Here is a 12,394-nt window from a genome sequence, read left to right on the forward strand (position 1 = left end):
AAACCGGGGCGTTACGTGTCGCTCGAAGATCTCGGCAGGGTGCGCCTGTCGAAGCACTTCCAGTTCCGCAACTTCCTGTACTCCGAGATCGGCAATTTCTACGGCAAGCCGAACATCCCCGAAGACCCCGAACTTGCCATCGCGGCGGGGCGTCGGCTGGCCGAGGAACTGCTGGACCCGCTGGTCGAAACGTTCGGGCCGATCGACATCCGGTCGGGCTATCGCTCGCCATCGTTGAACCATTTCGGCGCGACCGAGGTGAAGCCTCAGAAATGCGCGGCGAACAAGGCCAATGCCGGGGGTGGGCACATCTGGGATCTGCGCGACGATGCGGGGCGGATGGGGGCGATGGTGTCGGTTTCGATCCCGTGGTTCGCGGAGCAGTACAACGCCGGGCGCGACTGGCGCGACCTTGCGTGGTGGCTGTTCGACCATCTCGATTTCCACTCGATCTGGTTCTTTCCGAAGAACGCCGCCTTCAACCTGAGCTGGCGCGAACAGCCAGATCATGTGATCCACAGCTACATCGCTCCGAAGGGCAAGTTGTACGGTCCCGGACTGACAGCCGATCCGCAGCGGGCCGAGCGCTATGCCGACTTTCCCGCCTTCCGCGCCATCGCCTATCCGGCGCAGCCCAATGCCGTCACCCCATGAGTTGCATGAAGCTGGCTAAATTGGAACAAAGGGGCGTGTCATGCGCTGCCGCGTAGCACAGAACGAATTTTACTGAGGATACGATGCTAGAGCCTCTGGTCCTGATTCCGGGCATGATGTCCGACTCGCGCGGGTTCCTGCCGCAGATCGTCGAGCTAAGCTGGGAGACATCCGTGCACGTCGCCCCGCCGCTGACGGGCGAGACGATCGAAGAGATGGGCGACGCGATCCTTGCGCGCGCGCCCCAGCGGTTTGCGCTGTGCGGGCACGGGCTGGGCGGCATGGTTGCGATGGACCTGCTGAACCGTGCGCCCGAGCGGATTACCCGTCTGGCGCTGATGGACACCAACTGCCAGTCCGAACTGCCGCAGGTGGCGGCGGCGCGCGAGAAGCGGATCGTCGCGGCGCGGGCAGGGCGGCTTGCCGAGGCAATGCAGGACGAACTGCGCCCCGAGCACATCGCAGACGGCGATCAGCGCGAGGCGATCTGGCAGATGATGCAGGACATGGCGCTGGATCTTGGGGTCGAGACCTTCATCCGGCAGTCACGTGTCCTGCAAAAGCGACCCGACCAGCAAGGCATCCTGCGCAAGTCGCGCACGCCCACGCTGATCCTGTGCGGCGAGGCGGACACGCTGTTTCCGGTGCGCCGCCACGAGTTCATGGCGCACCTGATGCCGAATGCGAAGCTGGAAGTGGTGCCGGGCGCCGGCCATCTGCCGGCGCTCGAGAACCCTAATGCCGTGTCTGCGAGCCTGCGGAATTGGCTTTCGTGGCCGATTTCCGCGGGGCGCGCGTCTTCGACGACGAACTGGACTTAGCCGCGCCGTTGCCGTTGCCGGACTTGGCGGCGGTTTTCGACGCCGTTGTCTTGGTCGCGGCGGGCTTGGTCGCGGCAGGTTTCGCAGCCGCGGGCTTCTTCGCCGCGGTCGAGCGCGAGGCGCTGGCCTTACGCGTCCGGGTGGCCGGTTTCGCCGCCGGTTCTTCCTCGACCGACGTGGTTGCCGTCAGCGCGGGCTTCGCATCCATCGCCGAGGTCCGTTCGGCCTCGCGCTGTTCCGCGTCGGCCTTCCGCTTCGACGACACGCCGGACGGGGCCGCGTTGTCGTCGATGAACTGCAGCACCAGCGGCCGGATGTTGTTGCGCCAGGACTTGCCCGCGAAGATGCCATAGTGGCCCGCGCCGGGTTCGAGGTGCGCGGCTTTCTTGCTGTCGGGCAGGTTGGGCATCAGGTTCAGCGCGGCAAGGCACTGGCCCGGCGCGCTGATGTCGTCCTTCTCGCCCTCGACGATCTTCACGGCGACATCGGTGATCTTGGTGATGTCGATTCGCTTGCCGTCGATCGAGAACTCGTTCTTCGCGATCTCGCAGCTTTTGAAGATCCGCTCGACCGTCGACAGGTAGAACTCGGCCGTCATGTCCATCACGGCGAGGTACTCGTCGTAGAAGCGGTTGTGCTTGTCGTGGTCGCTGGCCTCGCCCTTCGCGGCGGCCAGGACCTGGTTGTAGAATGCCTCGCCGTGGCGGTCGGCGTTCATCGACATGAAGCCTGCCAGCTGCAGCAGGCCCGGATAGACCATGCGGCCGACGCCGGGGTAGTTCACGCCGACATGCTGGATCGCCATCCACTCAAGCTGGCCCATGGTCACGCGGCGGCCGAAGTCGGTGACATCGGTGTCGGCTGCGTCCGGGTCGATCGGGCCGCCGATCAGCGTCAGGCTGCGCGGCTGCGCCAGCGGATCGTGTTCTGCAAGATAGGCCGTCGCGGCCAGCGCCAGCGGGGCGGGCTGACAGACGGCGATCACGTGGGTCGAGTGACCCAGCGCGCGCATGAACTCGATGATATACTTTGTATAATCCTCGACGTCGAACTTGCCCTTGCTGACGGGAATTTCGCGCGCGTTGTGCCAATCCGTAATATAGACTTCGCAATCCGGCAGCAGGCTGGTTACAGTCGACCGGAGGAGGGTGGCATAGTGACCGGACATCGGTGCGACAAGCAGAACACGGCGCTTGCGCTCGGGGCGACCGACGACACGGAAGTGGATCAGGTCGCCGAAGGGACGCTTGACCAGGGGCTCGACGGAAACGACGTGATCGCGGCCGTCCTCGCCCACGACCGAGGTGATGCCCCAGTCGGGTTTGGCGACCATGCGGGCGAAGGCGCGCTCGGTGACCTCGCCCCACGCACGGAGCATCTGGAACGCGGGCGTCGGCATCATGCCCGTGAAGGGATAAGAGCCCATGGCGGCGGCCGTCGCGCCCAACCACTGGTTGGTGTTCCGGAACGTTTCCATCAGGTCGTACGTGTGAAGATACCGCATCGTGTCAGTCCCCGGATTGTTCGGCAGGTCTTCGCGCCGCCATTCCTCCCCGATACGGTGACGCCCGTTGCTGCAACTGCAAAATAGCTGGAATTGTTAAAATGACAACCGAGGAAAACGGAGCAGGCCGGGAACTGGACGAGTTGAGTGCCAACCTGGTTAAGATGGACGAACTGTCCCAGCGTCTGGTCGCGGCGCTTGCCAACAAGACCCCGGACCGCGCCGGGCTGCAGGGGCCGGGGCAGGATCTCTACATGAAGGCCGCGACGGCTTACATGGCCGAGATGATGGCCAATCCGGCCCGTATGCTGGAGCAGCAGATCAGCTATTGGGGCAAGACGTTGCAGCACTATGCCGACGTGCAGCAGGCGCTGTCGCGCGGCAAACTGGAGCCGCCGGAAGACAGTTCGCCCTCGGATCGGCGGTTCTCGGATCCGCTTTGGCAGACGCATCCGTATTTCAACTTCTTGAAACAGCAGTATCTTCTGAACTCGGAGGCGTTGAAGAACGCGGTGGACGGGATCGAGGGGCTCGACGACCGGGAACGCCGGCGGGTGGAGTATTTCAGCCGGCAGATCATCGACATGTTCAGCCCGACCAATTTCCTTGGCACCAATCCCGAGGCGTTGCAGCGCGCGGTCGAGACGAACGGGCAAAGCCTTGTCGACGGGCTGGAGAACCTCGTGCGCGACATCGAGGCGTCGGAAGGCAGTCTGAACGTCACGCTGGCCGACAAGGACGCCTTCAAGGTCGGCGGCAATATCGCGACGTCACCGGGCAAGGTGGTGTTCCGCAACCGGATGTTCGAGCTGATCCAGTACAGCCCGCAGACCGAGACCGTTCACGAAACGCCGCTGCTGGTCTTCCCGCCGTGGATCAACAAGTACTACATCCTCGACCTGAAACCGCAAAACTCGCTGATCAAGTGGGTGGTCGAGCAGGGCTATACCCTGTTCGTCGTCAGCTGGGTGAACCCCGATGCCGCCTATTCCGACGTGGGTCTGGATACCTATATCGAGGAAGGCTACCTGACCGCGATCGAGCAGGTGAAGCAGCTGACCGGTCAGAAGCGGATGAACATCATCGGTTACTGCATCGCCGGGACCACGCTGGCGCTGACCCTGTCGTACCTTCACAAGAAGAAGGACAACTCGATCAAGTCGGCCACCTTCTTCACGGCGCTGACCGACTTCTCGGATCAGGGCGAATTCACGCCGTTCCTGACCGACGACTTCGTGGACTCTCTGGAAGCGGAGATGGCCGAGAAGGGCTATCTGAACCACAAGATCATGGCGCGGACCTTCTCGTTTCTGCGGTCCAACGATCTGGTCTATCGCCCCGCGATCCGCAGCTACATGATGGGAGAGGCGCCGCCGGCCTTCGACCTTTTGTTCTGGAACGGCGACGGCGCGAACCTGCCCGGACGCATGTGTACCGAGTACCTGCGCTGGCTGTGTCAGAAGAACCTGTTCGCCAAGGGCGAGCTTGAACTGCTGGGAGAGACGCTGTCGGTGAAGGACGTGCGCGTCCCGCTGTGCGCGATCACCTGCGAGACGGACCACATCGCGGCGTGGAAGGCCTGTTACGAAGGCGTCCGCCAGATGGGGAGCCGGCAGAAGACCTTCATCGTATCGGAATCCGGCCACATCGCCGGCATCGTGAACCCGCCCAGCAAGAAGAAGTACGGGCATTACGTGAACGAGGATCTGACGCTGGACGCCGACAAGTGGATGGCGGGCGCAGAGTTCCACGAGGGCTCGTGGTGGCCCCGGTGGGAAGAATGGCTTGCGAAGCGGTCGGGCAAGATGGTCCCGGCCCGCGAGCCCGGTGACGCGGATCATCCGGCCATCTGCGATGCGCCCGGCGTCTACGTCGTCGCGCAGCCACGGCTTATAGGCGAACCGGCGTAGAATCTTCGCGCGATTGCCGAATTGCCTCTTGAATGCTGCGGTGCAGCATTGTATCGGTCCGATGACGTAACGGCAGGCGGACGGCCTGCACTCAAATGGGGAGAAGTCAACAATGGCGAAGTCGACGACAGGTAAAGGCGGCATGTCCGATCCGTTCGGAAACGTGGACATGGGCTCGATGATGGAGCAGATCAAAGGGTCTGCCGTTGTCGGTGAGAAACTGTCGAAAGCTGCTTTGGACGCGGCCGAAAAGGCCAGCGAGCTGTCCAGCAGCTGGACCAAGCAGACGATCGCGAACATGGGCGACGTGACCTCTGTTAAGGACGATCCGACGGACTATGCGAAGGCGATGACCGATTTCGCGTCGTCGCAGGGCGCGCTGGCGCAGGAAAACCTGAACGCCTTCGCCCAGATCGCGCAGGCGCTGCAGGAACAGACGATCTCGATCCTGATGGAAGCGAGCTCGAGCATGGGCGGCGACGCCGCCGAGGCGGTCCAGAAGGCCGCCGACATGATGGGAATGAAGGGGCCTGGCTCCAAGTGAGCCGGGACGCCCGGTTGAGGGACCGGGTGTGACGCTTGGTGTTGTAACGAGTATGAAAGGGCGGGCCTTCGGTCCGCCCTTTTCAATTGGCGGTTTTGCTGACGTAGGGGAATCACGCGCGCAGTAAAATCGTGCCAATTCTTGCGGTCGATGTGGGGCAATCGCGATTAACTACCTGATAAACCGCCATTTAAAAATTTTGCTGCAGTGCAGAAAAATCCCTTGAAATGCCGCGCCGCAGCAAGCATATTCCTTGTGCAGATGCAGAATTCCGGATCGGGCACGATCCACCGAAGGAGAAATGATATGGCTGCGAAGACCGCCGACTACACCAAGATGATGAAAGACATGATGGGCGCCTTCCCGGTCGACATGACCGCGATGCAGGACGCCTTCAAAACCCAGGCCACCCTGTCGGACAAGCTGTCCAAGGTTGCTCTGGAAGCCGCAGACAAGTCGACCGAGATCTCGACCAAGTGGACCAAGGACACGCTGTCCAAGATCAGCGCCATGACCACCGTCAAGGACGATCCGGCTGACTACACCAAAGCGATGACCGATTTCGCGTCGGCCCAGGCTGAGATGTCGGCCGAAACCATGGCCGCCTTCGCTGAAGTTGCGAAGAAGGTTCAGATGGAAACCGTCGAGCTGCTGCTGGCCGCTGGCAAGGACATGTCGGAAGACGCGACTGCCGCCGTCAAGAAGGCCACCGCCGAGGTGACCGCCGCTGCGAAGAAAGCGACCGCAGCCGCCAAGTAAGGCTTGTTGCCAAGAACTGGGGCGTGACCGGATATCCTCCCTGCCGGAACGCCGAACTGGGCGGGCTTGAAGCCCGCCCTTTTATTTTTTTCCGCAAGGGCCTAGTCTTTTTTCTGCACCGCCAAATACCCGGGGAGGGACCGCGTTGGCCGATACCGATGCTCCACTGCTGATCAAGCGCTACGCAAGTCGCAGGCTCTACAACACCGAAACGAGCGATTACGTCACGCTCGACGACATTGCCCAGTTCATCAGGGACGGGCGCGAGGTGCAGATCATCGATCTGAAATCCGGCGACGACCTGACCCGGCAGTACCTTCTGCAGATTATAGCGGACCACGAAAGCCACGGCGAAAGCGTGCTTCCGATCAACGTGCTGACGGACCTTGTCCGCAGCTACACGACCGGCGTGCAGTCGGTGGTGCCGCAGTTCCTGCAGATGTCGTTCGAGATGCTGCGCGACGGCCAGTCGAAGATGTTCGAGAACTTCACCAACCCGATGGCCAAGATGCCGGGGTTCGAAGCGATGCAGGCGCAGCAGGAAGCCTTCCTGAAGGCGATGACCGGCGGATGGGCGGGGTCGCCGGGCGCCGGCAAGATGCCCGATGCGACCGAAAGCGCCGCCGAGGATCTCGACGACATCAAGAAGCAGCTCGCCGATTTGCAGGCCAAGCTGTCCAAGCTGAGCTGACCGTCGAAAGGAAGCCTTCATGGCAGATGACGTGATTGCGGTCGTCGCGCCCTCGCAGGCGCGGCGCTGGCTGGCGGTGGCGTTGCTGGTGGTTCTGGGCGGGATGCTTTTGTACCTCGCCTTCAGCTCACCGCCGGAAAACCTGTTCCTTCAGGCGTTCCTTGTGGCGCTTGGCTTGGCGTCGGTGGTGATGGGCGACCGCATCCGCCGCGCGACCGAGACCTATATCGAACTGACCGAGGACGGTCTGCGCGATGGCGACGGGCGGGTGCTGGCGCGGATGGACGAGATCGACCGCGTGGAACGCGGCGCTTTCGCGTTCAAGCCGTCGAACGGCTTTGTCGTTCACCTCAAGACGCCCGGCCCGCGCGCGTGGCAGCCGGGCCTGTGGTGGCGCACCGGCCGCAAACTGGGCATCGGCGGGGTGACGCCCGCGGGGCAGGGGAAGTTCATGGCCGACATGATCGCCCTGCGCCTGCGCGGCGGCGACCCGCTGGGTCTGGGACTGGATGCAGGGAAAGGCAGCGACCCGGACAGTCAGAAGGACTGATCCGGGGCCCCGGCCCGGATTACGAGGCGTTCAGGCAGGGCGAATCCTGCGTCAGTTCGCCTTCCTCGAAGCAGAGGTTCGGCGCGAAACGCGGGCGGGTGACCACCGTGTTCTCGAAATAGAACGCGCCCAGACCCCAGGTCATGACCGGCTCGAACGCCGCCCATGTCTCAACCACGATGTTGAACGCGCCATGCGCCATGATCGGGATCTGGTCCTCGATCTCTTCGAGCGTGCCGTTCGTCAGCGGCACGATGATGCCTTTTGTGCCGCCGTCGACAGCGGACCAGACCACCGATGTCGTCTTGGAGTTGTCGTCGTAGGTGACGGCGGTGACGCGGATGATGGTCGGATGCTTCGACTGGGTCAGCAGCGACAGAAGCTTGTTCATACCCTCGACGTAGTCTTCCGTCAGCAGGTTGTCCTCGCGCGAGATCAGGTCGGACACCGTGTAGGACGCGCGCACGTTGACGTTCTGCATCCGGAACGCATCGAAGAAGGTGAACAGACCGGCGAAGCAGAACAGCAGCAGCGGGACGATCAGCACCGTCTCGACAGAGAAGGTGCCGCGCTCGGAGCGGCGGAAGCGCCGAAGATATGTGTGCAGTCGCTTCATGTTACGGCTCGTTCACGAAGGCGGACATCGCGACGAGGCGATAGTGCAGGTCGTCGCCCAGCTTGGGCAGGTAGCGGCCGATGAAGCTGAGCGGGCGCATCACCGGGAACTTGCCGCAGACGGTAATCACCATCAGGTCGTTCAGCGTACCGGGGTTGAACCCTTCGACAAGGTCGATCTCTTCGGACACGTCGGTGCAGGCGATAAGGCCGGTCCGGAAGTCGAAGTCGGCGGTGCTGACGCGTTCGAGTTCCACGAACAGCGACTGGTCGCAGTCTCCGATCACGCCGGAGTATTCGCAGATCGCCCAACGCAGTTCTTCGTAGGTCGGCGTCGGGTCGCGGCCAAGGCGCAGGTCGCGCACGGCAAGGTCGACGCCACGTTCCAGCAGCGCATGACGTGCGTTCACCATGCCGACTTCGAACGTCGCCACGAGAATGGCGATGAACAGCGGGAACAGGATGATGAATTCGATCGTCATCGCCGCGCCGTCCTCGCTGCGCCGGAACCGGCGCAGGTGGTGTTTCAGACGCCGGATCACTGGATCAGCCTCAGACGGTTGATGTCCGCGGCGATGGCCGAGAAGGCGGCAGAAATCTGGGTGCCGCTGACGTTGAAATAGTGCGACGGCGTCGTGGCGCAGTCCTGCAGCAGGATGCGCGAGTTATAAGGCGCCTCGAAACCGATGGTGTAGACGTAGATGCCGTTTGCCTTGGCGGCCGTGCAGATGCTGCGGGTGCGGGTATCCTTGGTGTCTGAGTAGACGTAGTTCCGGGCGTTCTTCACGCCGCTGCGGTAGGCATCCATCATGCTGCCCATGTCGCGCAGGTATTCGTCGGCGAAGTACTCTACCGGAACCTCGGCCCAAAGCTCGTCCCAGGTCATGATCCACGCTTCTTCGTTCACGTTGCCGACGAAGGGCGTGCTGCGCCATCCCGTGCTGGCACCGTCGTAGGAATAGCGGTTGGCGAGGTACCAGTTTTCAATGAGCACGGTCTCGGTCGTGGTCTGCTCTTCGCGGCAATAATAGTAGCGGCGGCCGCGGTGGTAGTAAGAGCCCCAGGAGACGCATTCGGTGACTTCCTGATCCTCGTATTGCTCTTCCGGGACCGGCGCGCCGTCGCCGCCCCAGATCGAGAAGTACGGGCGACCGTACTGGTCGTACCAGACGTAGACGATGCTGTCGCCGGCGCGGTACGGATCGTCCATTTCATAGTGCTGGGTGTTCTGACCGTCAGTCATCACGACCATCACTTTCAGGCCGTCCGCGGTGTTGTAGTCCAGCGGGCGACCGGCGAAATCCGCCTCGACGATCCCGTCAGAGATCAGGCCGGTGACCACTGGCCGGAATGCCGGGTCCAGCATCGCGGTACCCCATTTCACACCGATCTCGATCGATGTCAGGTTGGTGTCGTCAAAATCATTCACGTAGTCTTCGATGACGCCCGGCGACTGCGAGAAGGGCAGGATGTCGGTCCAGGAATCCGTGGGGCACACGACCTGCCACAGGTCGTATTCGGGGCGCCAGTTGTCATTCTCGTCGGTCCACGGGTCGAAGTGCAGCGTCTGCTCGACCTCGGCAGAGGTTGAGATCGAGGCCGAGCTGAAGTCGCTGGCCGAGAAGTTCAGACAGTGCGAATGCTCGTGGCTGACCGGCGCACGGTTAAGGTACTTCAGGATATCCGGGCCGGCCGACACCTGCGTGGAGTAGGGGATCACCGAGGTCGAGATCGAGCTGTCCTCGGCGTTCTCGTAGATCGCGTCGATGAAGTCCTCGGCGGCGTCCTTCAGGTTCGCCAGCTTCGAGTTCGAGCCCATCGAGCCCGACACGTCGAGCACCAGCGAGATTTCGACGTCGCCGATGGATTCCTCGGCCACCGAGTCGACCAGCGTGCCAAGGTTGGTGACGCCCACCATGTTGAAGAAGTGCGTCGGCACGTTGATGTCGGCGTCGATTTCGACGTGCTTGTAGTTGATGGCCTCGGTGACGCGGACGTCATCGACGAAGCCCGCCACGCCGGCTTTTGCGAAATAGTCGTAAACCAGCACTTCGCTGTCGACTTCTTGCGTCAGCGAGGCGGCGGCAAGTGCGGCGCCGTCGGCGGTGTTCTGAAGCTTGGTGCGGGCGGTCTCGAAGCGTTCGATGTCCAGCGGAATGCCGGCCATGAACAGCATGACGATCATCATCATCAGACCGAAGATGATAAGCGACCCGTCTTCTTCCCGCCGGAAATGGCGTGCAAGGTCGCGGACGCGGGTGCGCATCGGCGCCTGGTCGGGCGACATTTCGGAAATCCGGCGGAAAGGCCGGATGCAGGACGGCTCTGGCAGCTCGCAGCGTCGACGCATCTTTTCCACTCCTGGCGGCCCCGTGGCCGCGCACCCCCCGGGACGCAGGCCCGGTTGGTCAATAATTCAACCTAAGATTTGCACCGTTAACCGGGCCGGGTTGCGCGGGATTTGTGGCAAGAATATGGTTTTCCGCTCAATGTTGTCCGTGCCGGGATAGTGTTTCGCCCCCAGATGCAATTTCCGGGAGAGCAGGAAACAAATTCCCTTCAATTCCGGGCTTCTGGAGAATCGGCGCGCGATTTGCGGGAATCTGCTTAGCGGCCGCATCGCGCGGCCTTCGATGGTCATTACGACGGCGCGCGACTGCCGGTTCCGGCACGCATACACGGCAGGGATGAACTCTTTCACCGCGCGGACATGCGAATCGGTTTAGCGTGAAGGAATCGCAAACTGCACAAATGCGCGGCGGCGCGCCGCGACAGTCTGGAGGCCCCGATGAACACCCACGCCACCCGAGAGCCGAGCTTCCGCCAGTCCGTCGACCTGATGTTCAACCGGGCCGTCGCGCTGATGGACCTGCCGCCGGGGCTGGAAGAGAAGATCAGGGTTTGCAACGCGACCTATACGGTGCGGTTCGGGGTGCGCCTGCGCGGCCAGATCCAGACCTTCACCGGTTATCGCTCTGTTCATTCCGAACACATGGAGCCCGTGAAGGGCGGCATTCGCTATGCGCTTGGTGTCAACCAGGACGAGGTCGAGGCGCTGGCGGCGCTGATGACCTATAAATGTGCGCTGGTCGAAGCGCCCTTTGGCGGCTCGAAGGGCGGGCTGTGCATCGACCCGCGCCAGTATGAAGAGCATGAACTGGAACTGATCACCCGCCGCTTCGCCTATGAACTGGCCAAGCGCGACCTGATCCACCCCTCGCAGAACGTGCCCGCGCCCGACATGGGCACCGGCGAGCGCGAGATGGCGTGGATCGCCGACCAGTACCGCCGGATGAACACCACCGACATCAACGCCAGCGCCTGCGTCACCGGCAAGCCGATCCACGCGGGCGGCATCGCCGGCCGGGTCGAGGCGACGGGCCGGGGGGTGCAATACGCGCTGCAAGAGTTCTTCCGCCACCCCGAGGACATCGCCAAGGCCGGGCTGTCGGGCAAGCTGGACGGCAAGCGGGTCATCGTTCAGGGCCTCGGCAACGTGGGCTATCACGCGGCCAAGTTCCTGTCGTCCGAGGATGGTGCGATCATCACCGGCATTATCGAGCGCGACGGCGCGCTGGTGTCGCAGGCCGGCATCGACGTTGACGACGTGCGCGCCTGGATCGTCAAGCACGGCGGGGTGAAGGGCTATTATAATGCGCAGTACGTCGAGACCGGCGCTGCGGTGCTGGAAGAGGATTGCGACATCCTCATCCCGGCGGCGATGGAGGGAGTCATCAACCTTGGCAACGCCGACCGCATCCGCGCGCCGCTGATCATCGAGGCCGCGAACGGCCCGATCACCGCCGGGGCCGACGAGGTGCTGCGCGAGAAGGGCTGCATCATCATCCCCGACATGTTCGCCAATGCGGGCGGTGTGACGGTGTCCTACTTCGAGTGGGTCAAGAACCTGTCCCACATCCGCTTTGGCCGCATGGGCCGCCGGCAAGAGGAAGCGCGCCACCAACTGATCGTCGACGAGCTTCAGCGGCTGGACGAGCATCTTGGCGACGCGTGGTCGATGAGCCCGGATTTCAAGCGCCGCTACCTGCGCGGCGCCGACGAACTGGAACTGGTGCGCTCGGGTCTCGATGACACGATGCGCGAGGCTTACCAGTCGATGTCCGAGGTCTGGCATGCCCGTGACGACGTGGTGGACCTGCGGACGGCGGCCTACATCGTGTCGATCAGCCGCGTGGCGCTGAGCTATAAGGAAAAGGGCCTGTAGGCGGCGCGAGGGTTAACAGGATCTTCTAGAAAAACCTGCCCGGCACGGTCTTCCGGAAGATCGTGCCGCAAGGCCTGTGTGCGACTGGCAGACCCGCGCCATTCGGCGGGTACGGCGCCGG

12 protein-coding genes and 1 pseudogene are annotated in these 12,394 nt (G+C 62.9%); 8 read left to right on the top strand and 5 right to left on the bottom strand.

All coding sequences use genetic code 11. From position 1 onward, the window contains the following. Positions 1–15 precede the first annotated feature (15 nt). Both ACP156_RS17240 and ACP156_RS17245 read left to right on the top strand, forming a co-directional pair. Positions 16–654 carry a hypothetical protein gene (locus tag ACP156_RS17240; RefSeq protein ID WP_425052598.1) on the top strand — a complete coding sequence of 213 codons (639 nt, stop codon included), beginning with the start codon at positions 16–18 and terminating at the stop codon, positions 652–654. An 83-nt stretch (positions 655–737) separates the two neighbouring features. Next, on the top strand, positions 738–1,475 hold the full coding sequence (locus tag ACP156_RS17245) for an alpha/beta fold hydrolase (RefSeq protein ID WP_425052599.1): 738 nt from the start codon (positions 738–740) through the stop codon (positions 1,473–1,475). Positions 1,476–1,719: 244 nt separating this feature from the next. On the opposite strand, the pseudogene phaZ reads toward ACP156_RS17245, so the two are convergent. Next, a pseudogene (gene phaZ / locus ACP156_RS17250) lies at positions 1,720–2,979 on the bottom strand (polyhydroxyalkanoate depolymerase); the annotation flags it as partial. Between the two features lie 101 nt (positions 2,980–3,080). On the opposite strand from phaZ, the gene phaC reads away from it, so the two are divergent. The 5 genes from phaC (at position 3,081) to ACP156_RS17275 (ending at position 7,433) form a co-directional block, all read left to right on the top strand. Next, positions 3,081–4,889, top strand: a complete 1,809-nt coding sequence (gene phaC / locus ACP156_RS17255; protein WP_425052600.1) for a class I poly(R)-hydroxyalkanoic acid synthase — start codon at positions 3,081–3,083, stop codon at positions 4,887–4,889. Between the two features lie 112 nt (positions 4,890–5,001). Then, positions 5,002–5,433, top strand: coding sequence for a phasin, PhaP (locus tag ACP156_RS17260; protein WP_425052601.1), 432 nt, complete (start codon positions 5,002–5,004; stop codon positions 5,431–5,433). A gap of 306 nt (positions 5,434–5,739) precedes the next feature. Beyond that, entirely contained in the window at positions 5,740–6,192 is a 453-nt protein-coding gene (locus ACP156_RS17265; RefSeq protein ID WP_425052602.1) for a phasin, PhaP, read from the top strand. A 145-nt stretch (positions 6,193–6,337) separates the two neighbouring features. Next, complete coding sequence (gene phaR / locus ACP156_RS17270; protein WP_425052603.1) at positions 6,338–6,883, top strand: polyhydroxyalkanoate synthesis repressor PhaR; 546 nt, start codon at positions 6,338–6,340, stop codon at positions 6,881–6,883. Between the two features lie 19 nt (positions 6,884–6,902). Continuing rightward, the gene (locus ACP156_RS17275) at positions 6,903–7,433 is read left to right on the top strand and encodes a hypothetical protein (RefSeq protein ID WP_425052604.1); all 531 of its coding nucleotides are present in this window, start codon (positions 6,903–6,905) and stop codon (positions 7,431–7,433) included. A gap of 19 nt (positions 7,434–7,452) precedes the next feature. On the opposite strand, the gene ACP156_RS17280 is transcribed toward ACP156_RS17275, so the two are convergent. The 4 genes from ACP156_RS17280 to ACP156_RS17295 all read right to left on the bottom strand — a co-directional run bounded on the left by ACP156_RS17280 (position 7,453) and on the right by ACP156_RS17295 (position 10,749). Next, the gene (locus ACP156_RS17280) at positions 7,453–8,049 is read right to left on the bottom strand and encodes a TadE/TadG family type IV pilus assembly protein (protein ID WP_425052605.1); all 597 of its coding nucleotides are present in this window, start codon (positions 8,047–8,049) and stop codon (positions 7,453–7,455) included. Between the two features lies 1 nt (position 8,050). After that, entirely contained in the window at positions 8,051–8,590 is a 540-nt protein-coding gene (locus ACP156_RS17285) for a TadE/TadG family type IV pilus assembly protein (protein WP_425052606.1), read from the bottom strand. After that, complete coding sequence (locus ACP156_RS17290) at positions 8,587–10,398, bottom strand: TadE/TadG family type IV pilus assembly protein (protein ID WP_425052607.1); 1,812 nt, start codon at positions 10,396–10,398, stop codon at positions 8,587–8,589. Before ACP156_RS17290 ends, ACP156_RS17285 begins: the two co-directional genes overlap by 4 nt. Before the next feature lie 66 nt (positions 10,399–10,464). Further along, entirely contained in the window at positions 10,465–10,749 is a 285-nt protein-coding gene (locus ACP156_RS17295) for a hypothetical protein (RefSeq protein ID WP_425052608.1), read from the bottom strand. 87 nt (positions 10,750–10,836) lie between these two features. On the opposite strand from ACP156_RS17295, the gene ACP156_RS17300 reads away from it, so the two are divergent. Next, positions 10,837–12,273 carry a Glu/Leu/Phe/Val family dehydrogenase gene (locus ACP156_RS17300; protein ID WP_425052609.1) on the top strand — a complete coding sequence of 479 codons (1,437 nt, stop codon included), beginning with the start codon at positions 10,837–10,839 and terminating at the stop codon, positions 12,271–12,273. The last annotated feature ends 121 nt before the right edge of the window (positions 12,274–12,394 follow it).

Source organism: Psychromarinibacter sp. S121, from assembly GCF_049801035.1.
In the GTDB taxonomy this organism is placed as follows: domain Bacteria; phylum Pseudomonadota; class Alphaproteobacteria; order Rhodobacterales; family Rhodobacteraceae; genus Psychromarinibacter.

What these genes read in the sequence shown, in the direction of transcription:
- ACP156_RS17245 (WP_425052599.1), top strand. Translation starts at nt 738, where the DNA reads ATGCTAGAGCCTCTGGTCCTGATTCCGGGCATGATGTCCGACTCGCGC.
- ACP156_RS17260 (WP_425052601.1), top strand. Translation starts at nt 5,002, where the DNA reads ATGGCGAAGTCGACGACAGGTAAAGGCGGCATGTCCGATCCGTTCGGA.
- ACP156_RS17280 (WP_425052605.1), bottom strand. Translation starts at nt 8,049, where the DNA reads ATGAAGCGACTGCACACATATCTTCGGCGCTTCCGCCGCTCCGAGCGC.
- phaC (WP_425052600.1), top strand. Translation starts at nt 3,081, where the DNA reads ATGACAACCGAGGAAAACGGAGCAGGCCGGGAACTGGACGAGTTGAGT.
- ACP156_RS17300 (WP_425052609.1), top strand. Translation starts at nt 10,837, where the DNA reads ATGAACACCCACGCCACCCGAGAGCCGAGCTTCCGCCAGTCCGTCGAC.
- ACP156_RS17265 (WP_425052602.1), top strand. Translation starts at nt 5,740, where the DNA reads ATGGCTGCGAAGACCGCCGACTACACCAAGATGATGAAAGACATGATG.
- ACP156_RS17275 (WP_425052604.1), top strand. Translation starts at nt 6,903, where the DNA reads ATGGCAGATGACGTGATTGCGGTCGTCGCGCCCTCGCAGGCGCGGCGC.
- ACP156_RS17290 (WP_425052607.1), bottom strand. Translation starts at nt 10,398, where the DNA reads ATGCGTCGACGCTGCGAGCTGCCAGAGCCGTCCTGCATCCGGCCTTTC.